Source organism: Acinetobacter sp. ANC 4216, from assembly GCF_004331195.1.
Classification (GTDB): Bacteria; Pseudomonadota; Gammaproteobacteria; order Pseudomonadales; family Moraxellaceae; genus Acinetobacter; species Acinetobacter kookii.
In genome coordinates, this window is the sequence record NZ_SJOC01000013.1 from 106,367 (window position 1) to 125,375 (window position 19,009).

A 19,009-nucleotide genomic window follows, 5' to 3' on the forward strand; every position below is an offset into this window, starting at 1 on the left:
CTTATTAACGGACCACTGTTCATGATCAATACCTCTCCTCTGCTGAATTACGTTAAAAGTAACCATGACATCCAGGCAATCAATCAATGGCGCACCGATGTTGAAAATCAGCTTCAGGAAAGTTTTGAAAATGGACAGTCCATCCGAGAAATTATCCTGGCCCGATCCCATTTGATTGATGAAGCCCTGGAGTTTCTCTGGAAACATGCTGAACTTGACCAGACCGATCTGGGCTTGTTTGCGGTAGGTGGTTATGGCCGTCGGGAAATGCTGCCTTATTCCGATGTCGATATCATGATTTTATCGGAACATGACATTACTGCCGAGCAGGAAAAACTGATTTCCACTTTTATCTCCTCGCTTTGGGATGTCGGCAATTTCAAACCCGGTATTAGTGTACGGACCATTTTGCAGTGTGTTGAACAGGCCACCAATGATTTAACCGTCGCGACTGCGCTGATTGAATCGCGCTTAATTAGCGGCAACCGGCATCTAGCCAAATGGCCACGCCGTATTGTGTCGCAAACCTGGACCGATAAAACCTTTTTTGATGCCAAAATGGATGAGCAGGCAAAACGCTATGCGCAGCACAACAATACCGAAAGCAACCTGGAACCGGACATCAAGAATGCGCCGGGAGGCATCCGCGACATCAACCAGATTGGCTGGATTGCCAAACGTCACTTCAGGGTCAACCGGATTTATGACCTGGTGCATTTAGGCTTCATTTCAGAGTTCGAACTGGGTGTTCTAGAAGAAGCTGAAAGCTTTTTATGGGAAATCCGTCATCATCTGCACCGTCTGACCAAACGCGATGAAAACCGCTTATTGTTCGACTATCAGCGTGATATTGCGGCCTTATTTGGCTATACCCGTGAAAAAGATAAATCGCCGAATTATCCGATTGAACAGTTCATGAAGCGCTATTACCGTAGCGCACAGCAGGTCTCTACCTTAAATGAAATGCTGCTGGCCTACTTTAATGAATCTGTGATTACCCCACGGTTACCCAACTACGAACGCAAAATTGAAGAAATTAACGAAAATTTCAAACTGGTCGATGGCAAACTGGCGGTACAGCATCATAAAATTTTCTCGGAACGTCCAAGTGCAATTTTAGAACTGTTCTATTTATTGGCGAACCGTCCTGAAATTGAAGGCATCCGTGCCCGCACTTTACGCCTGCTCACCCTGGCAGCCAAACGCATCAATCAAGCCTATCGCGATAATCCCGAACATCAGGCCCTGTTTATGGCAATCATGCGTTCACCGCATCGCCTGTATGACACACTGGTGGCGATGAAACGTTATGGCGTGCTCGGAAACTATATTCCGGCATTCGGGCAAATTATGGGGCTGATGCAATATGACCTGTTCCATATCTATACCGTAGATGCGCATACTTTATTATTGCTGCGCAATTTAAACCGCTTTAAAGAACCTGAATTTGCCAAAGATTTTCCGGTGGTCAGTTCGGTGTTCCAGCGTCTTCGCCGTCGCGACATTGTCTATCTGGCGGCCTTGTTCCATGACATTGCCAAAGGTCGTGGCGGTGACCATAGCGAACTGGGTGCAGAAGATGCGATTACCTTCTGTCGTACCCACGGCTTTACCGAACGTGAATGTAACCTTGTGGCCTGGCTGATTCAAAACCACTTGCTGATGTCGATGACCGCACAGAAAAAAGATATTTCCGACCCGGACGTGGTGCAAGATTTCGCTGAAAAACTCGGTGATATGGAACACCTGGACTATCTGTATACCTTAACCGTTGCCGATATTAACGCGACCAATCCAAAACTGTGGAATACCTGGCGTGCCTCCCTGATGCGTCAGCTTTATACCCACGCACGTGATGTGATTCGTACCGGTCTGGGACATCCGGTGGATTATCAGATGCTGATTGAAGACACCAAATTCGCTGCCAGTGAATTGCTGGTCAATGACTTCTCCCTGGCGGATGTCGAAAAAGTCTGGCAAGAACTCGGCGATGAATACTTTATTAAGGAATCAGCCGATGAAATTGCCTGGCATACCCGTGCCATCTTGCAACACGGCCATAATCCAGAGCCTCTGGTCTTGATGCGTGCCCATCGCCAGTCGGCACAAGATGCCGTGCAGATCTTTATTTACACTCAGGATCAACCGAATTTATTCGCCACCACTGTCGCCATTCTGGACCGGATGAACCTGGACGTTCAGGATGCACGGATTATCACCGCCTCGACTGCCTTTAGCCTGGACACCTATGTGGTGCTGGACCGTTTTGGGACTTTGCTGACTGACCCTGAACGTGAACAAACGGTCATTGAGGCACTGGTCAAGGCGTTGAGCGAGTCAGATAAATACCCGGGCCTAATGCAACGCCGTATTCCACGCCAGTTACGTCATTTCGATATTGAAAATACCGTGGATATCACCCTGAATGCAGCACTTCAGCAAAACATGGTGGAAATTGCAACGCTCGACCATCCGGGTTTACTTGCTAAAGTAGGTGGTTTATTTATGATGCAGGGTTTAGATATTCATTCTGCTAAAATTGCCACCCTGGGTGAGCGTGCAGAAGATATTTTCTTTGTCACCAAAAAAGATGGCAAGCCAATGACTGATTCAGAAGCTGAAACTTTTGCTGCCCAATTGAAGTCAGCTCTGGATGAAGCCTCAAGTCTAGTCTCTGGTCACCATTAACTTAAATTTACGCGGTATCGATTTCATGAACTCAAGTTTGTCATTATTGCATCCTTATCCTTTTGAAAAGTTAAATAAGCTTTTTCAGGGTATTCAACCTGCAGATTTACCACTCATTCCATTATCGATTGGTGAACCAAAGCATCCGGCACCGGAGTTTGTGAAGCAGGCCATTATTGACAACTTCCAGCATTTATCGACTTACCCGAACAGCAAAGGCTTGCCTGAATTACGTCAAAACATTGCCAACTGGCTCACCCGTCGCTTCAAGCTGAACAGCATTAGCGCTGAAAACCATGTTTTGCCTGTATCGGGAACACGTGAAGCGATCTTTTCTTTTGTTCAGGCTTTGGTCAACCGCGAAGATGCACCTTATGTGGTGATGCCGAATCCTTTCTATCAAATTTATGAAGGGGCAACTTTGCTCGCCGGTGCCAAACCTTACTTCATTAATTGCACAGAAGAAAACAATTATCTGGGTGATTTTGATGCAGTTCCCGCAGAAGTGTGGGAAAAAACGGCATTATTATTCGTCTGCACTCCAGGTAATCCGACGGGTGCCGTATTGTCCAAAGAACAATTTAAAAAACTGATTGCACTTTCAGACCAGTACAATTTTGTGATTGCCTCAGATGAGTGCTATTCAGAACTCTGGTTTGAGGAAGCCCCTGTCGGTTTACTGGAAGTCTGCGCTGAACTGGGTCGTGACGATTACAAAAACTGTGTCGTGTTCCATTCCCTGTCCAAGCGTTCAAACCTGCCGGGCATGCGTTCCGGCTTTGTTGCCGGTGATGCCACTTTACTGAAACCTTATTTGCAATACCGTACCTATCACGGTGCTGCCATGCCGGTTCAGCATCAACTGGCCTCTATTGCGGCGTGGGATGATGAAGTGCATGTGGAAGAAAACCGTAAGCTGTACCGTGCCAAATTTGAATTGTTTCAAAATGAACTGGGACATTTACTGCCACTGAAAAAACCGGATGCGGGTTTTTATTACTGGCTGAAAGTCGACAATGACGAAAGCTTTGCCAAAATGCTGATGGAAAAAGCCCATATTAAAGTCCTGCCAGGCCGTTACCTTTCACGTGATACCGAGCAAGGCAACCCGGGTGAAAATCATGTCCGTATGGCATTGGTCGCCGATATCGCACAATGTGAACAAGCCATTCAGCGTTTGAAAGCCTTTCTTTAATGGCTTAAATAAGCAATAAGATCAACCATTATCCACTGCTGCAACAGTGGATAATTTTTTGCACATGCATTTAAACGCAGCCTATAAAATGAGAGAGGGCGATTCATGAATCGCCCTATTTTATTTATTTTCTATTATTCCAGCTTAAGCTTACTGCGCTAAAGCTGCTTCAATTTCATTTTCCAGATCTTCAGGCTTGGTGGTCGGTGCAAAACGATTCAATACTTTGCCATCTTTGCCAATCAGGAATTTGGTAAAATTCCATTTAATGCCGTTGCCTAAAATTCCCTTGCTGTTATTGGTCAAATAGCGGAATAAAATATGGGCTTCAGGTCCCTTGACATCCACTTTGGCAAACATCGGGAAATTCACCCCATAATTTTTTTGGCAGAATGCACCAATCTGTTCATTGGAACCCGGATCTTGCCCGCCAAACTGGTTACAGGGAAATCCCAATACTTCAAATCCCTGATCTTTGTATTTTTCATACAATTTTTCAAGACCTGCAAACTGGGGCGTAAAACCGCATTTACTTGCGGTATTTACAATTAATAAAACCTTACCTTGATAATCGGCAAATGATTTATTTTTTCCATCTAACAACTCAGCCTCAAACTGATAAATGTTGGTCATGGATAGGTTTCCTCATCATTTTTTTCTTGTGTTTTTAATTCTAAAGAAGCTGAATTGACGCAATAGCGCAATCCTGTAGGTTGTGGACCATCTTCAAAAACATGGCCTAAATGTGCGCCACAATGATGGCAAACAATTTCGGTTCTGACCATCCCATGCGAAGAGTCCTGATGCTCTTCAATAACCGAATTATTTACAGGACGATAAAAACTTGGCCAGCCACTGCCGCTGTCATATTTAGTTTCAGAAGAGAATAATTCTGTCCCACAGCAACGGCAAAGATAAGTCCCTGCTTGCTTTGTATTCCAGTACTTACCGGTAAATGCTGGCTCCGTCCCCTTTTGTCGCGTAATGCGAAATTCGTCTGGTGATAACTCTCTTTGCCATTCTCGGTCTGTTTTATTGAGTTTTCCCATCACTAACTCCTTTAAATCTTTGACATTCAATGTCATGCTTCAGTACTTCATATTTACGCTAGAGCAAAAAAAATATCTAGCTAAATTTCAATATAGATTGTGATATTTCAGTAATCTATTTTTTTACACACTTACATAGTTGGATGGAAATATGTCCGTTTTAGGTAACACTACGCCACGCGAAATTAAAAAATCGTCTAAGCTCGAGCATGTATGCTACGACATTCGCGGACCTGTGTTACGAGCGGCCAACGAAATGGAAGAGGCCGGGCATAAGATTATCAAGCTGAACATCGGTAATCCCGCCCCATTCGGTTTCGAAGCGCCGCAAGAAATTATTAATGATGTGGCTTTAAACCTGCCGAATGCTGTAGGTTATACCGATTCAAAAGGGATTTTCCCTGCGCGTAAAGCCATTTGCCAGTATTACCAGCAAAAAGGCATTCTGAACATGCATGTCAATGACGTGTATATCGGTAATGGCGTGTCAGAACTGATCGTGATGGCCATGCAAGGCTTGCTGGATGACGGCGATGAAATGCTGGTGCCAATGCCTGACTATCCGTTATGGACAGCTGCCGTAAACCTGTCTGGCGGTACCGCGATTCACTATAAATGTGATGAGGAAAATTTCTGGTATCCAGACATTGCGGATATGGAAAGTAAAATCACACCCAATACCCGCGGTATTGTGATTATCAATCCAAACAACCCGACCGGTGCGGTCTACCCTCGTCATGTATTGCAACAAATCGTTGATCTTGCAAAAAAATATGACCTGATTTTGTTTGCTGACGAAATTTACGACAAAATTATTTATGATGGCATCGAGCATGTTGCTGTCGCTGCGCTTGCCGGTGACCAGCTTTGTATTTCTTTTAATGGCTTGTCTAAAGCGTACCGTATCGCAGGTTACCGTTCAGGCTGGATGGCCATTACCGGTGATAAATCACGTGCTCTAGACTATATTGAAGGCCTGGACATGTTGGCCTCAATGCGCCTATGCGCCAACCACCAGGCACAATATGCGATTCAAACCGCTTTAGGCGGTTATCAGTCCATCAATGACCTGATCCGTCCGGGTGGCCGTTTATATGAGCAACGCAATATTGCCTGGGAAATGTTAAATGACATTCCGGGTGTCTCTTGCGTAAAACCGGAAGGTGCCATGTACTGTTTCCCTAAACTGGATCCGGAAATTTACCCAATTCAGGATGATGAAAAATTCATGCTCGACTTATTGCGTGCGGAAAAAGTGTTACTGGTTCAAGGAACCGGTTTCAACTGGCCGACTCCTGACCATTTCCGTGTGGTGTTCTTGCCTGCCGAAAATGAACTGCGTGAAGCCATTACCCGTTTAGGTCGTTTCCTGTCAAAAATGCGCTAGTTCTAGGTTCTGAGATAGATTAAAAAAACCGCGTTTGATCACGCGGTTTTTTTATGTCTGATGTGAGCGCTTGTTAGTCTTTCAGCGGATTGCCAAACTGTTTTAGATATTCAATGCCCAATTGCCGCGACCCCTGATCATTAATATGATTGCTGTCTTTATTCCGATATAAAGGCACATCATTAATCATAATTTTACACGCCTGCTGATTACAGATGACCCTGGTCGGGTCAATGATTTTCAGGTCAGGGTATTTCTGTTTGGCTTCTGCAACAATGCGATTAAATTGTAGTAGCTGTGCCTCATAATTCTTTCGGGAAACAGTACATGGCGCCTGGGTATTTAAAATTTCATTGCGAAGATTACAGTCTGCCGGCACCCCATCTCTATCTAACCGAGGTACATCATTCAGCAGAATGACCTGATCACTGGACTGATAGGCAATCTCCAGGGCTTTCATGAAACCGGTTTTAAATATTTCTGCATTGGAGTGATGTTTACCATCTTCCAGTTTCACCTCATCACCGAAATACGGCACATAGGAACCGGCCAAAATAATGGTGGGATAATGGGTTTTCGCAAGATGGGCCGTAATCGCCTCATTTCTGAATGCAAACTTGTCGAGTTTTGTCCAGCGGTTAAAATTCGCTTCCGAACGCTGCACCCCGGGCAAGTAAAAAGTTGAACTTTGCGTGATGTCATAACCGCGCAAATTCGCATCTTTGGCCCATACATCCAGCATCGCGCTATAACCGTTAGCATGCGAATCGCCAATCAATAAAAAGTCGATATCGGCTTTCGGCTTGCCCAAGACACAGTCCTCCTGATCGGGTAAAGCTTTCGGATCCTCAATATCCATGCATTTATTTCGGATCACATGCGCATAAGAAAGCATGGCTTCCTGCTTGCTATAAACAGATTGCGGAAACCGGTCTGGAAAACCCTCATTGAGATTGACGGTCTTGGCAATGGCGATAAAACTCAGGGCTGGCATCAGAAAGCCGATAACAATCACTTTGTAATTCGCTGCCATCACAAAACGTTTACTGGGTTTTTCAATAAGTTGATAGGTTAAAAATGCCAACAGGATGGACAATAATACAATCACTACCTGATTTTCGACATTCAATGGTCGCATATAGATGCCGAATAACACGATAATCGGCCAGTGCCATAAATATAAAGGATAAGAAATTCTTCCCACCCAGGTACTGAAACGATTGCTTAACAATATATTGCTTGAGGGTGAAGACTGACCTAGATAAATAATCAGCGCTGTCGCCAAACACGGGATCAGCGCCATTGCGCCAGGAAAAGGCGTCTGTTTATCAAAATACACAGCTGTGGCAAACAATACGACCAAACCGCCCCAAATCAGGCTTTGCAGCAATTTTTTTGGCAGTTTGAGCTGGGGCAGAAAGCCAATCAATGCACCAATCAGCAGCTCGAAGGCACGAACCGGCATACTGTAATAGGCCTTCGCTGCATTCTGAGTCAACTTGTGCTGGGCATACAGCAATAAGGCCACAATGAATGCAGTGACTACAGCCCACATATATTTACGCGATACCTTTCCTGCAAATAGCAATAACAGTAAAGGCCAGAAAATATAGAACTGCTCTTCAACCCCTAGCGACCATAGGTGCAATAAAGGGATTCCTTCAGCATCCTGGCTAAAATAATCACCCACTTCATTGCGCATATAGATATTTGCCATGAGCAAGGTTGCATACATGACACTGTCAAAATATTCGGTCAATTCACCAGGAAGCATGACCTGCCAGGCAATAATACTCACAACACTGAGTACGGTAAAATAGGCCGGAGCTAAACGTACCACACGTTTCTTGTAAAATCGCGCGATGGAAAACCGTTTGGACTGAATATCATGCGTTAAAATAATGGTGATTAAATAACCTGAAATGACAAAAAAGACATCCACACCAATATATCCTCCTGAAAAGAAAGATAATCCGACATGGTTAAAAATCACCAATAAAACAGCAATGGCCCTTAAGCCATCAATATCAGCGCGATAGGAGAAATTCATAATTTCAAAAAAGTACGATGACGTAGCGGGATTGTAGACCTTTATTAAAAAAATTCAATTTTCAAAATAAAGGGTTATATGTCACACAATGCTATAAAAACAGTCTTAAACATTAAATCTCTTTCATAAATCAAAAAATGATCAATATTAGATATTTTAAATCAGCACGGCCTCATTTGATTGATTTAATTTTTTGTACCTTTTCGTAGGCAATCTCTCTACTTTTGAAAGGTCAAAAGTAGACAAAAACCTTTTGTTTCCCATACACGACATCCTTGTCGTGATGAGAAACGTGTGGCATCCATGCCACACTCCTGAATCCAATATCGACTAAAATCTATTTTCAATTTCAGCTTTACGAGCAATTTTTAGTTTCTAAAATGATTTATGAAAGAATTCTATTACTTAATAACGCGTGCATGCATGTTTTTATAGTGTTTATTGGTTCTAATCCTGTTTATTCTGCGGCACTCATGCTATTTATAGGATGAATGAATAATAAATACTGTGAGTACATGGATGTCCTCAAACAATATCAAGCTTAGTCTGTTGTTATGCCTCAGTATGTGCTTGGGGATTGGTATTTTGCGTTTCTCCTATACTGCGCTTTTACCCAGCACACGTGAAGCTTTTGCCTGGAGTACAGGCTTTGCCAGCCTTTTAGGCAGTGCCAATTTACTCGGCTATTTAATGGGTGCTTTTGCAGCCATGCGCCTGCCTCAAAACAAAAGCATGACTCTATACATTCAGATTGCCGCCATCGCCGGCATGTTCAGCTTGATGTGCTGTGCATTTTCCGGTTTTCCGCAAGCCTGGTATATTTTTTGGCGGGTGATTTCAGGAATCAGCGGTGGCCTGCTGATGATTTTATCTCCGAGTGTGGTGGCACAGTGCTGTGATATTCAGGACCGTTTTAAAATCAATTTTATTGGTTTTAGCGGAATTGGCCTGGGGGTTTTATTGGCGACCCTGTTCCTGCCTTATCTGGACCAGATTTCGATACAGACCGCCTGGCTGATTTTATGCGGCTTCGCGCTGATTATCTGTATTTGCTTAAGTATTTTACTGCAACAATTTAAGCATCATCTTTCTGCACAACCAGTGCAGACACAATCTAAAATTCCACTCAACACAATCTTTTATAGCTTGCTGGTTGTGTATGCCTGCAGTGCATTTGCCTATATTCCGCATTCACTGTTCTGGATTGACTACCTGAGCCATGAACTAGGACTAAACCTGTTCTGGATCAATTTTAACTGGATTCTGTATGGCTTGGGCAGCGCTTTGGGGGCTTTTGCTACCTATGCACTGGCAAGAAAATTTGGCAATTTCTTCGCCCTGAAAATTCTTTACAGTCTGTATATTATGGCGATTTTTATTGCCACCTTAAACACCAGTCCGCTGCTGACTTTTGCCTCTTCCTTTTTTACCGGCATGCTCAATCCGGCAGTGGTGTTTTTGACCTCTTATACGATTTTACAACTCTATGGTCTGGCCTATAAAAAGCTCTGGAGTATTGCCACGCTGTGTTTTGCCTCTGTGCAGCTGATTGGCGGATTAAGTTTTAGTACCCTGCAACATTTCGGCGTGACTTATCATCAACAGTTTATCCTGGCTGCGGTGGTTTTATTATTGGGAACATTGCAACTGGCCTGGTATACCCGCCCGGCTAAATTCAAAACCAGTGAGCAGACATAACCGCTTTCTACTCAGGAATCTGGAACCAGATAAGGATATGGGTTGATGGCACCTTGCCCTTGCATATAAATTCCATAATGCAAATGTGGTGGGGTATTTTCAGCATTACCGGTATTGCCGACATAACCGATCACTTCGCCTGCTTCTACCCAATCGCCTGCCTGAATCCGGGCTGCATAATCATCTAAATGGGCATAATAATGCCGGCTTAAATCCGGTCCCACAAATCCAGACCACGTTTCCCCCCAAATGATTCGTACCTACCTGCAATACAATGCCTTGAGTAGTGCTTCGCACCGCAGTGCCACGCCTGGCAAAAATATCCACACCTTCATGCTTGCGCCCTTCGCTACGCGCAGCTCCCCAGGTGCCTTGTATTTGTCGGGGTTGAATATTTTCCACGGGTATGGCAAGCCGTGTGGGCAAGTCCGTTTTTTGTAATTGCATATATAAAATGGGATAACGCATGCCTGCTGCATCACCCGATGCTGGCGGCTGGCAGCCTGAAAGCAGCACAAATGCCATCATTAAACTCAGGCAGGAAATATTTTTGGACATGTTTCGATGCTGATGCATGAATTTCAAAAATGAGAATAATCTAATCCATTTCATCTTAATTTTTTAATTCCATTGAATGAAAGATCATTTCTGTAAATATAAAAAACCTGCGACATACGCAGGTTTGTTCTTATACAGATTTAGGTCAAATGACTTATTCCATGTTGTTAATGACCGCCTGACCAAATTCCGAACAACGGAGCAAAGTCGCGTCCGGCATTAAGCGTTCAAAATCATAGGTCACGGTTTTATTGGCAATCGCACCGGAAATACCCTTGATGATCAGGTCAGCCGCTTCAGTCCAGCCCATGTCACGCAGCATCATTTCAGCAGAAAGAATAATCGAACCCGGATTGACTTTGTCTTGGCCGGCATATTTAGGTGCAGTCCCGTGAGTCGCCTCATACATCTGGATGGCTCCACCAATGTTGGCACCAGGCGCAATCCCGATCCCGCCCACTTCAGCAGCAAGCGCGTCAGAAATATAGTCACCGTTTAGGTTCAGCGTGGCAATTACCGAGTAATCGGCAGGACGCATCAGGATTTGTTGCAGGAACGCATCTGCAATGACATCTTTAATAATGATATCTTTGCCATTTTTAGGGTTTCTGATTTTAACCCATGGTCCACCATCCAGAAGTTCACCGCCAAAACGCTCAAGCGCAACTTCATAGCCCCATTCCTTGAAGGCACCTTCGGTGTACTTCATGATGTTGCCTTTGTGCACCAGGGTTACGCTAGGTTTGTCATTATCGATGGCAAACTGAATGGCTTTACGAACCAGACGCTGAGTCCCTTCTTTAGATACCGGTTTAATCCCGATCCCGCAATTATCTTCGAAACGGATTTTGGTCACACCCATTTCTTCTTTCAGGAATCGAATGATTTTTTTCGCTTCTGGAGAATCTGCTTTCCATTCAATACCCGCATAGATATCTTCAGAGTTTTCACGGAAAATCACCATGTCCGTCAGTTCAGGATGTTGAACCGGAGAAGGCACACCTTCAAACCAGCGCACTGGACGTACACATACGTATAGGTCTAATTCCTGGCGTAATGCGACGTTTAGGGAACGGATACCACCGCCAACCGGCGTCGTTAAGGGACCTTTAATAGAAACCACAAATTCACGCAGGGCTTCAAAGGTTTCTTCCGGCATGTAGGTACCGTAGATTTTATCTGCTTTTTCGCCGCAGTAGACTTCCATCCACTCGATCGAACGTTTGCCAGCGTAAGCTTTCAGAACCGCAGCATCAACCACTGCTTTCATTGCCGGTGTAATGTCTACACCAATACCGTCGCCTTCAATAAAAGGAATAATAGGATTGTTTGGAACATTGAGTGACAAGTCTGCATTTACGGTAATTTTGCTACCATCTGCAGGAACAACGATCTTCTGATAACCCATTGTATAGGTTCTCCCTTTGTATCTAGCGATATCTAAAAATAATTGCCGATTAGGCAATACTTTCGTCCTTTCTTAACGCATAATAGTTTAATTGAATTCCATTGTGTTTAAGATTTATACGGGAAATAACAACATTTCCCCATTGAATAAAACTTAACCTTTTTTAGTCTTATGTAATTAAAGAAGTCATTTCCTATGAAAATCGTCATTCTCAACAATTCCGAATACCAGACTCGCTATTAATCTGTATTAATCTGCTATCACTACACTACAGCTTTAAATAATAATATTTTTATTCTGCAATAATCTTTTTTAATCTATTTTAATCTGCTATCAAAACGGGTAACTTAACGGGTAACCTATTTTCTCCACAAGTTACCCGTCATGCTAACTGATGCCAAAGTTCGGACACTCAAGCCTAAAGAAAAGTCATACCGCATTCTGGATGCTGAACGCCTTTATATTGAGGTGCGACTAACAGGGAAAAAAATATGGCGTTTTAAATATATCCTACATGGGAAAGAAGGAACCATTAGTTTTGGCGAGTACCCTGCTGTTTCATTGGTTCAGGCACGTAAACTTAAAGATGAAGCTAAAGCCAAACTTGCCACAGGACTAAACCCATCGCAGGAAAAGAAAAAAGAACGCATGGAAAAGCAATTGAAGGTAAAAAATACCTTTAAGGCGATTGCTGAAGAATTTGTTGTTGAAAAAATGAAATACAAGTCTGAGGATTACATAAAGCGATTTATGACTTGTATGGAGAAGGATGTTTACAAGGAGATTGGTAATCTACCAATCAATGAAGTCACATCTGCTCATGTTCTTAATATTATGAAAAACACCGTGCAGCGCGTACAAAGCCAACCAAACTACGGTACTGGTGAAGCTGCAGCAAATTTGTGTCGTCGCTTTATTGGCCTGGTGATGCGTTACGCTATTGTGACATTAAGGACTGATAATGATCCAACTTATGCAGTTAAAGACGCTATTGAATCACCAGAGGTTGAGCATGCGCGACCATTAGAGAAACACGAAAAAACAGCTTTAATGGAAAAATTAAAAACGTATGGTGGAACCACAACAGTAAGAAATGCAATTCAAGCCATGCTCTACTCTATGCTTCGTACTGCCGAAATTAGGCGCATGGAATGGGGATTTGTAGACTTTGAGGAAAAGATAATCAAGTTCCCAAAGGCTTCCAGGAGGCTGAAGCAAGAACGCACAATGAAGAAAAATAGGGTTCATATTGTGCCAATGTCTTTCCAGTTACTTGAGCTAATGCAGCAACAGAAAGCGATTACTGGTGACCAAAAATATGTATTTGCTTCACCATATAAAAGAGACTGCATGCTTTCCAGAACAGCTATTAATAAGATGCTAACCTATGTGGGGTTGAGTCAGATTACAGCTCATGATTTTAGAGCAACCGCTTCCACAGATCTAAATGGCAAAGGGTATAAATCAGATTGGATTGAAGCCCAGCTGGCCCATGCCGATGATAACAAGACCAGGGCATCATATAACCATGCAAAGTATCTGGCTGATCGCAGGAAAATGATGCAAGACTGGGCTGATATGGTTGATGGGTGGTAATGGTGGTAGGGGGATATGATTTTGGATTTTTGTAGTAAATGCGATAGAGAGTAGGTGGTTCACAATAAATGAGCAATATAATTAAATTTAAAAAGCGAAGAGTTTCTCAGGGAATAATTCTATCTGGAACAACAACCAGTAATGAAAATGGCAGTGTTGCCAAAGACCTAACTTTGCAAGATTTGATGTTTTACGGTTTATATTGGGACAATGTAATACTTACGCAAATTCCAAATATAGAGTGTAGTAATGAGGCAATTGAGCAATTTAAAAGTAACGGTGTTATAGATTTTTATAGAAATGCTCCACCAGAAAAGATGCATAGTTCTGAGTTTCAGCGATTAGCACTTGAATCTCTTATAGCCTGTCAAAGTGTAAAAAAACAAAATAAAGACTCTGACTGGATCATTTTTAATAATGTAGCTAATGGTTTTAATACTATCGATTCAGATGATCTATTGGAGCGGGACTCTATTAGGGTTGAGATTGCAAAATGCTTACCCTACCCAAGCACATATGTTCCAATAGAAGTTTTGAGAAAATTTCGGGAAGATAATATTGAACAATTAGATGATTTACATTTCGCCAAATATAAACTTTTTAGAACCATAGCCGAATTTGATGATAAAGATAAACGAGAGTTGGCTCGTCAGTATGAAATTATCCAATTTGAAAGAGCTATTACTGAGTACCAAGAAGTATTTGCCGCAAGATTTCCACAATATTCACTTAAGCCTTTAATTAGTGATATCAAGAGCAATAAACCACAATTATGGGAGATTGGTGTTGCAGTAGGTGATATGGCATTAAGTGGTGGTACCTTGTCTGGCGCATATCTTGTGGGGAAGACGTTATTTAATATGCTTGGCTCAAAACAAAAAATTCATGAAGCTAAACAAAATTCACCAGAATTTCATTTTATCTCATCAGCAATAAATGAAGGAATAATACTTCAAAAAATAAGATAGCCATCACTTGAGGGCTTTGTCTTCTGGTCAACCTTCCCTTAATCTTTCGACATCAATTTCCTAAAGGATTATTTACAATACCATTCGTCAGAAAATTACATGATCAGCGTCAATTTATGTCGTAACATTGATTTTAAAGGTATTTTTGAATTTGTATGTAATGTGTCGAGTCTCTACAATCTTGATTAATGTAACAATAATCAAGGTGTAAAATGTCTGATACAAATTCTCATGGGGGCTTCAGGGTTGGCGCGGGAAGAAAAAAGTCCGAAGAGACAAAAGTTATCCGTGTGCCTGAGTCACGAATCCTAGATATCAAAGAATACTTAAAGTCATCCAAAAAAGAAATTGAAATTGTTGATATTCGTCAATTTGATCCTGTCACTAAAATGGAAATACCTTTAGTCACTGAACGTGTTCAGGCGGGCTTCCCCTCACCGGCTCAGGATTACGTCGACAAAAAACTAGATCTTAATGAATTCCTAATTAATAACGCCAATGCAACTTTTATTGTACGGGCGAACTCATTATCAATGCTTAATGCTGGAATTGATATCAATGACGCTTTAATTGTTGATCGAAGTATTGAAGCTCAACACAGAGATATTGTCATTGCGTGTGTAGATAACGAATTTACTGTTAAAAGATTGATAGTTGATGCTAAAGGATGTTGGTTGAAGGCTGAAAATGAAGGCTATTCAGACATACATCCAGAAGAAGGTCAGCAGTTTGAAATCTGGGGTGTGGTCACTAACGTGATTAAAAAATTCAGATGAAATCACAAGAAGAGATTTACGCACTTATTGATGTGAATAATTGCTATGTAAGCTGTGAGCGCCTTTTCAACCCAAAACTTAAAGATGTACCTGTAATTGTGCTTTCCAATAATGACGGGTGTGCTGTGGCACGCTCACAGGAAGCAAAAGACCTCGGCATAAAAATGGGTGTTCCTCTTTTTCAGATTCGAGACATTGTTGAGAAGCATAATGTGCGGGTGCTTTCCAGCAACTATGCTTTGTATGCAGAAATGTCTCACCGCTTCCATTCAATTCTTGCTGAATATGTGGCACCTGGTGAGCAAGAAATCTATTCAATTGATGAGTGTTTTTTAAAACTAACAGCTTATGCCCAGAATTATGTTCTGGTGGAATATGCTCAGGACATGCGACAGCGAATCTTGAAGTGGATTGGCTTACCCGTCTGTGTTGGTATTGGACGAAGCAAGACTGAAGCAAAACTGGCTAATCACATGGCCAAGAAAGCTAAAAGGTTTAATGGAGTTTGTGACCTAGTTTCTATGGATCCAAAACATAGAGATTATTTTTCAAGCTTGATTGACGTTTCGGAAGTTTGGGGAGTTGGTCGCAAACATAGCAAGAAGTTAAATAGCATAGGGATTAATACTGTTTTTGATCTGGCCCAAGCAAATCCCCATAGAATTGGAAAGATGTTTTCGGTGGTGATGCAGAGGACAGTAATGGAGCTTCAAGGTGTCTCGTGTATTGAACTCGAATATGCACCAGCAACCAAAAAGCAGATTATCTCATCACGCTCATTTGGAACTCGTGTAACCGATATAGATTCTTTGTCCGAAGCAATGAGCGATTACCTGCAGAATGCAGTAAAAAGATTGAGAGAAGAAAAATCATTGTGTGGATGTGTTATTGCGTTTGCTCAATCTAATCCTTTTGATGCAAACAGACCTTTTTACAATAAGTCTGTGAGTATTGGATTTCCAGAGCCTACCGACTCTGCTGCAGTCATGAATAAAGCTGTAATGCGGCATATGAAAGAGTTGTTTTTGCCTGGAATTGAGTTTAAGAAATGTGGCGTAATTTTGACTGCAATCGAACCAAAGTCGACGTACATATATGACCTACTATCTGATCATACTCAAATTGAGAAAAATGAAAGACTTCAAGAAGCTTTGGAAAAAGTAAAAATTAAATTTGGTGATAAGAAACTAGCAATTGGGCCATGTAAGATGCATGGTCGTGCTTGGGCGATGTCACGCCAAAACTTAACCCAGAATTACTTTAGTTGGGGTGGTTTATTAACCATAAACGATTAAAAAATTTTGTTTATAATTAAAAGGAAAGAAAAATGAAAACATGGCTCTACTTTTACCTTGAGCACGCGATAAAGCATGGGGAGATTTTTAGGAAGGAACCCGGTTGGGCTTTGGCCTTGAAAAGTAATTATGTGATTTTGAGTGGGGCTCGGAGTTGAAAAAATTTTTCTCGAATACTTTCTTGCTGGTTGCAATGGTAATAATTATCGTCACCGCCTCACTAATTAAGAGTTTATCTGCAAATGAATGGCATTGGTTTGGTAGGTCTGGAGCGTGGGCTACCATAATTGGTGTCATTCTTAGTGTACGGCCATTAATTAGAATGGGGCTTAGTAAGTGGATACAATCTCAAAGTAATATTGATCTTGGGCATATTCATCCAACACCTGAAGAGATCGAAGAAGATATACAGACATCTAAAGATGCACACGCTGTAAAGATTGGGGTATTTATGTCTATTATAGGAACGTTGATTTGGGCTTATGGCGATCTTATCGATAAATTATTAAAATAAACATAGGCGATATATCGGAAAGCCCTCAAATGAGGGCCTTCACAATTGCACCATGCTTCGCCTTACAGTCATTGTATTTGGCCACCACATCAACTGACCACAACATCACCGCTTTACCCTGCCCGGATTCCAGTTTTTGTAAATCAGCACACGGCTCAAGGAGGTTCGCTGGTATTACCGGTGATAAGTGAGTTGATTGCTGACACCCCGCTATCATCAAAACAATGCTGCTGATAAACAGGACGCTCAACGATCTTTTGCACTTCACGTGTAACGGTTTCGACTTGTACCCGCTGTTCTGATTTTGCTTTTTCATAATCTGCGCTCACCTGGTTAATGGCATTCTGTTTTTCAGCCAAGGCTTTTAAATGTTGCTGTTCAATTTTTTGAATTTTGGCTTGGCATTTGGATTCAGCATCCTGAAGCTTTCCGGACAAATGATTGGTATAGGCAATTTGGCCCAGCCATAAAAAAGAAAGGACCGCAATTGCGGTCCAGTATTTGAATTTCCATAAGACTGTGAGTATTGGCATTATTGCGCCCCTATGCATTTTTGATAACGATCAACTTGCCGGGTCCACACCCCATAGCAGTTATTGGATCGGACTGAGCAATCTTTTCCGGCGACGTATTTCCACTTCAACAATGACTGGCAGGCTTGCACGTATTTGCCCTGCTTTAGATTGCGAAGCATGGATGAGTTGTTCCAGTTGGCTTGGCCAAAGTTATAGGTAAAGTCTAAATAGGTGTCATATTCGACTTGTGACAGCTTCACCCCCTGCAGCGATTTACGGAAAGCAATCTCGTCTTTGGCCACATGCGCTTTTGCCCATTCTTGAGCTACTTTTCGTGTGATTGGCGCATCAGTCATTTTGATTGGTTGACCGTTGGGTTTTACCGTTGAGCCAATGCCTTGGGTGACTACCCCGCCACCGTCTTTGTAAGGCTTTGCTGAGTAACCTTCACGTATTTCTAAAGACGTAAAAAAAGCAGCCGAAGCTGCTAATAACACGACTGAGATTTTAGTCTTTGACATTGCATTCACCATTCGCCTTTCTTAGTGCAATTTGATGCAACTCATCTGCACGTTTATTTTCCTGTCGCTTGTAATACCAGTTGATTAAGAAACTCATAAAACTCACCAGAAGACCAGCAATTGCGATAACCAAACCCAATGCTGTTACCGGATCTAAACCTAAAAACTTCCCGGATAGTCCAGCTATTGAACCGCCAACTGCTGTTTTTGCTGATGCCGAAGTAACCGCCGCACTTGCTTCGGCAATTGCTTGCCCTGTCGTTTCAGACATTTCGCCCCCTAATTTTTGGCAATAAAAAAGCACCCGGTTGGGTGCCATTGGTTTGTTTTTAGTTAAACTTCAATTTCTGAATGTGACCCGCTGGGCGCAGGTCGCAAGATAACTTGATTTGCAATAAACACCCGGGCACCTAAATTGTAGGTTGTGCCTGATGTGCACAGCACTGGACCAGATCCACCATCAACCTGTACCCGATATTCAGGATGATTCACTGATGTAATAGTGCCAATGTATTCAGCATGAGTTGGATTAAGAAGCTTTCGTAATTCAAATAAAGGATTATTCACGACTGATACGCTCCACTGTAATAGTTTCATTCACTTTTTCATGTGAGAAACGACCACTCACCCCATCGATAACACCCCACCACTGGCCATTAAATGCAATCGATTTACCTGGCAACATCTCGCCAATTTCTTGGCTTACCGGAAGGTCTGCAAAGGTATGCAACTCCTGAATATTTGCCTTGATCAACTCAGCCTTGCCGTAACTGGCACCAGATACCACGTTG

General features: G+C 42.4%; 17 protein-coding genes and 2 pseudogenes. 9 read left to right on the forward strand and 10 right to left on the reverse strand.

The genetic code is table 11. The annotated features are described in order from the left end of the window. Nucleotides 1-21: 21 nt before the first annotated feature. Nucleotides 22-2,688: a [protein-PII] uridylyltransferase gene (glnD, locus tag E0H88_RS11890; protein ID WP_131274319.1), complete on the forward strand. Its 2,667-nt coding sequence runs from the start codon at nt 22-24 to the stop codon at nt 2,686-2,688. 25 nt (nt 2,689-2,713) lie between these two features. After that, nucleotides 2,714-3,883: a succinyldiaminopimelate transaminase gene (gene dapC, locus E0H88_RS11895; protein WP_131274320.1), complete on the forward strand. Its 1,170-nt coding sequence runs from the start codon at nt 2,714-2,716 to the stop codon at nt 3,881-3,883. Between the two features lie 150 nt (nt 3,884-4,033). On the opposite strand, the gene E0H88_RS11900 is transcribed toward dapC, so the two are convergent. Together E0H88_RS11900 and msrB are read right to left on the reverse strand one after the other, a co-directional pair. Then, a complete protein-coding gene (locus E0H88_RS11900) occupies nt 4,034-4,516 on the reverse strand; it encodes a glutathione peroxidase (RefSeq protein ID WP_092819277.1) in 483 nt (160 codons plus the stop codon). Then, nucleotides 4,513-4,932 (reverse strand): peptide-methionine (R)-S-oxide reductase MsrB, encoded by a 420-nt coding sequence (gene msrB, locus E0H88_RS11905; protein ID WP_092819276.1) that lies wholly within the window; start codon nt 4,930-4,932, stop codon nt 4,513-4,515. The genes E0H88_RS11900 and msrB overlap by 4 nt, the downstream gene beginning before the upstream one ends. A gap of 151 nt (nt 4,933-5,083) precedes the next feature. On the opposite strand from msrB, the gene E0H88_RS11910 reads away from it, so the two are divergent. Then, nucleotides 5,084-6,319 (forward strand): pyridoxal phosphate-dependent aminotransferase, encoded by a 1,236-nt coding sequence (locus tag E0H88_RS11910; RefSeq protein WP_131274321.1) that lies wholly within the window; start codon nt 5,084-5,086, stop codon nt 6,317-6,319. Nucleotides 6,320-6,392: 73 nt separating this feature from the next. Here the strand turns inward: E0H88_RS11910 and E0H88_RS11915 are convergent, their stop codons facing one another. Then, nucleotides 6,393-8,369, reverse strand: coding sequence for an acyltransferase family protein (locus tag E0H88_RS11915; RefSeq protein WP_131274322.1), 1,977 nt, complete (start codon nt 8,367-8,369; stop codon nt 6,393-6,395). A 519-nt stretch (nt 8,370-8,888) separates the two neighbouring features. Between E0H88_RS11915 and E0H88_RS11920 the strand changes: the two genes are divergently transcribed. Beyond that, nucleotides 8,889-10,067 (forward strand): YbfB/YjiJ family MFS transporter, encoded by a 1,179-nt coding sequence (locus E0H88_RS11920; RefSeq protein WP_131274323.1) that lies wholly within the window; start codon nt 8,889-8,891, stop codon nt 10,065-10,067. 11 nt (nt 10,068-10,078) lie between these two features. Here the strand turns inward: E0H88_RS11920 and E0H88_RS11925 are convergent. Both E0H88_RS11925 and icd read right to left on the reverse strand, forming a co-directional pair. Beyond that, nucleotides 10,079-10,625 (reverse strand): annotated as a pseudogene (locus tag E0H88_RS11925) (M23 family metallopeptidase). Between the two features lie 154 nt (nt 10,626-10,779). Beyond that, nucleotides 10,780-12,033, reverse strand: coding sequence for an NADP-dependent isocitrate dehydrogenase (icd, locus tag E0H88_RS11930; RefSeq protein ID WP_131274324.1), 1,254 nt, complete (start codon nt 12,031-12,033; stop codon nt 10,780-10,782). Between the two features lie 384 nt (nt 12,034-12,417). On the opposite strand from icd, the gene E0H88_RS11935 reads away from it, so the two are divergent. The 5 genes from E0H88_RS11935 (at nt 12,418) to E0H88_RS11955 (ending at nt 17,182) form a co-directional block, all read left to right on the forward strand. Continuing rightward, nucleotides 12,418-13,629 carry a tyrosine-type recombinase/integrase gene (locus E0H88_RS11935; protein ID WP_131274325.1) on the forward strand — a complete coding sequence of 404 codons (1,212 nt, stop codon included), beginning with the start codon at nt 12,418-12,420 and terminating at the stop codon, nt 13,627-13,629. A 68-nt stretch (nt 13,630-13,697) separates the two neighbouring features. Continuing rightward, nucleotides 13,698-14,597: a hypothetical protein gene (locus tag E0H88_RS11940; RefSeq protein ID WP_131274326.1), complete on the forward strand. Its 900-nt coding sequence runs from the start codon at nt 13,698-13,700 to the stop codon at nt 14,595-14,597. Between the two features lie 212 nt (nt 14,598-14,809). Further along, complete coding sequence (locus E0H88_RS11945; protein ID WP_131274327.1) at nt 14,810-15,373, forward strand: LexA family protein; 564 nt, start codon at nt 14,810-14,812, stop codon at nt 15,371-15,373. Then, nucleotides 15,370-16,668 carry a Y-family DNA polymerase gene (locus E0H88_RS11950; RefSeq protein ID WP_131274328.1) on the forward strand — a complete coding sequence of 433 codons (1,299 nt, stop codon included), beginning with the start codon at nt 15,370-15,372 and terminating at the stop codon, nt 16,666-16,668. Before E0H88_RS11945 ends, E0H88_RS11950 begins: the two co-directional genes overlap by 4 nt. Nucleotides 16,669-16,822: 154 nt before the next feature. Then, nucleotides 16,823-17,182: a hypothetical protein gene (locus E0H88_RS11955; RefSeq protein WP_131274329.1), complete on the forward strand. Its 360-nt coding sequence runs from the start codon at nt 16,823-16,825 to the stop codon at nt 17,180-17,182. A 155-nt stretch (nt 17,183-17,337) separates the two neighbouring features. On the opposite strand, the gene E0H88_RS11965 is transcribed toward E0H88_RS11955, so the two are convergent. The 5 genes and pseudogenes from E0H88_RS11965 to E0H88_RS11985 form a co-directional block, all read right to left on the reverse strand. Next, nucleotides 17,338-17,715, reverse strand: coding sequence for a hypothetical protein (locus tag E0H88_RS11965; RefSeq protein WP_131274330.1), 378 nt, complete (start codon nt 17,713-17,715; stop codon nt 17,338-17,340). Then, a complete protein-coding gene (locus tag E0H88_RS11970; protein ID WP_131274331.1) occupies nt 17,715-18,218 on the reverse strand; it encodes a lysozyme in 504 nt (167 codons plus the stop codon). The genes E0H88_RS11965 and E0H88_RS11970 overlap by 1 nt, the downstream gene beginning before the upstream one ends. Continuing rightward, nucleotides 18,205-18,489 (reverse strand): phage holin family protein, encoded by a 285-nt coding sequence (locus E0H88_RS11975; protein ID WP_131274332.1) that lies wholly within the window; start codon nt 18,487-18,489, stop codon nt 18,205-18,207. The genes E0H88_RS11970 and E0H88_RS11975 overlap by 14 nt, the downstream gene beginning before the upstream one ends. 62 nt (nt 18,490-18,551) lie before the next feature. After that, on the reverse strand, nt 18,552-18,785 hold the full coding sequence (locus tag E0H88_RS11980) for a hypothetical protein (protein ID WP_131274333.1): 234 nt from the start codon (nt 18,783-18,785) through the stop codon (nt 18,552-18,554). Beyond that, nucleotides 18,778-19,009: pseudogene (locus E0H88_RS11985) on the reverse strand (hypothetical protein); the annotation flags it as partial. The gene E0H88_RS11980 and the pseudogene E0H88_RS11985, both read right to left, overlap by 8 nt.

Bases quoted from the DNA above. Each gene is read 5' to 3' on its own strand.
- glnD (WP_131274319.1), top strand. From the start codon at position 22: ATGATCAATACCTCTCCTCTGCTGAATTACGTTAAAAGTAACCATGAC.
- dapC (WP_131274320.1), top strand. From the start codon at position 2,714: ATGAACTCAAGTTTGTCATTATTGCATCCTTATCCTTTTGAAAAGTTA.
- E0H88_RS11900 (WP_092819277.1), bottom strand. From the start codon at position 4,516: ATGACCAACATTTATCAGTTTGAGGCTGAGTTGTTAGATGGAAAAAAT.
- msrB (WP_092819276.1), bottom strand. From the start codon at position 4,932: ATGGGAAAACTCAATAAAACAGACCGAGAATGGCAAAGAGAGTTATCA.
- E0H88_RS11910 (WP_131274321.1), top strand. From the start codon at position 5,084: ATGTCCGTTTTAGGTAACACTACGCCACGCGAAATTAAAAAATCGTCT.
- E0H88_RS11915 (WP_131274322.1), bottom strand. From the start codon at position 8,369: ATGAATTTCTCCTATCGCGCTGATATTGATGGCTTAAGGGCCATTGCT.
- E0H88_RS11920 (WP_131274323.1), top strand. From the start codon at position 8,889: ATGTCCTCAAACAATATCAAGCTTAGTCTGTTGTTATGCCTCAGTATG.
- icd (WP_131274324.1), bottom strand. From the start codon at position 12,033: ATGGGTTATCAGAAGATCGTTGTTCCTGCAGATGGTAGCAAAATTACC.
- E0H88_RS11935 (WP_131274325.1), top strand. From the start codon at position 12,418: ATGCTAACTGATGCCAAAGTTCGGACACTCAAGCCTAAAGAAAAGTCA.
- E0H88_RS11940 (WP_131274326.1), top strand. From the start codon at position 13,698: ATGAGCAATATAATTAAATTTAAAAAGCGAAGAGTTTCTCAGGGAATA.
- E0H88_RS11945 (WP_131274327.1), top strand. From the start codon at position 14,810: ATGTCTGATACAAATTCTCATGGGGGCTTCAGGGTTGGCGCGGGAAGA.
- E0H88_RS11950 (WP_131274328.1), top strand. From the start codon at position 15,370: ATGAAATCACAAGAAGAGATTTACGCACTTATTGATGTGAATAATTGC.
- E0H88_RS11965 (WP_131274330.1), bottom strand. From the start codon at position 17,715: ATGCCAATACTCACAGTCTTATGGAAATTCAAATACTGGACCGCAATT.
- E0H88_RS11970 (WP_131274331.1), bottom strand. From the start codon at position 18,218: ATGTCAAAGACTAAAATCTCAGTCGTGTTATTAGCAGCTTCGGCTGCT.
- E0H88_RS11975 (WP_131274332.1), bottom strand. From the start codon at position 18,489: ATGTCTGAAACGACAGGGCAAGCAATTGCCGAAGCAAGTGCGGCGGTT.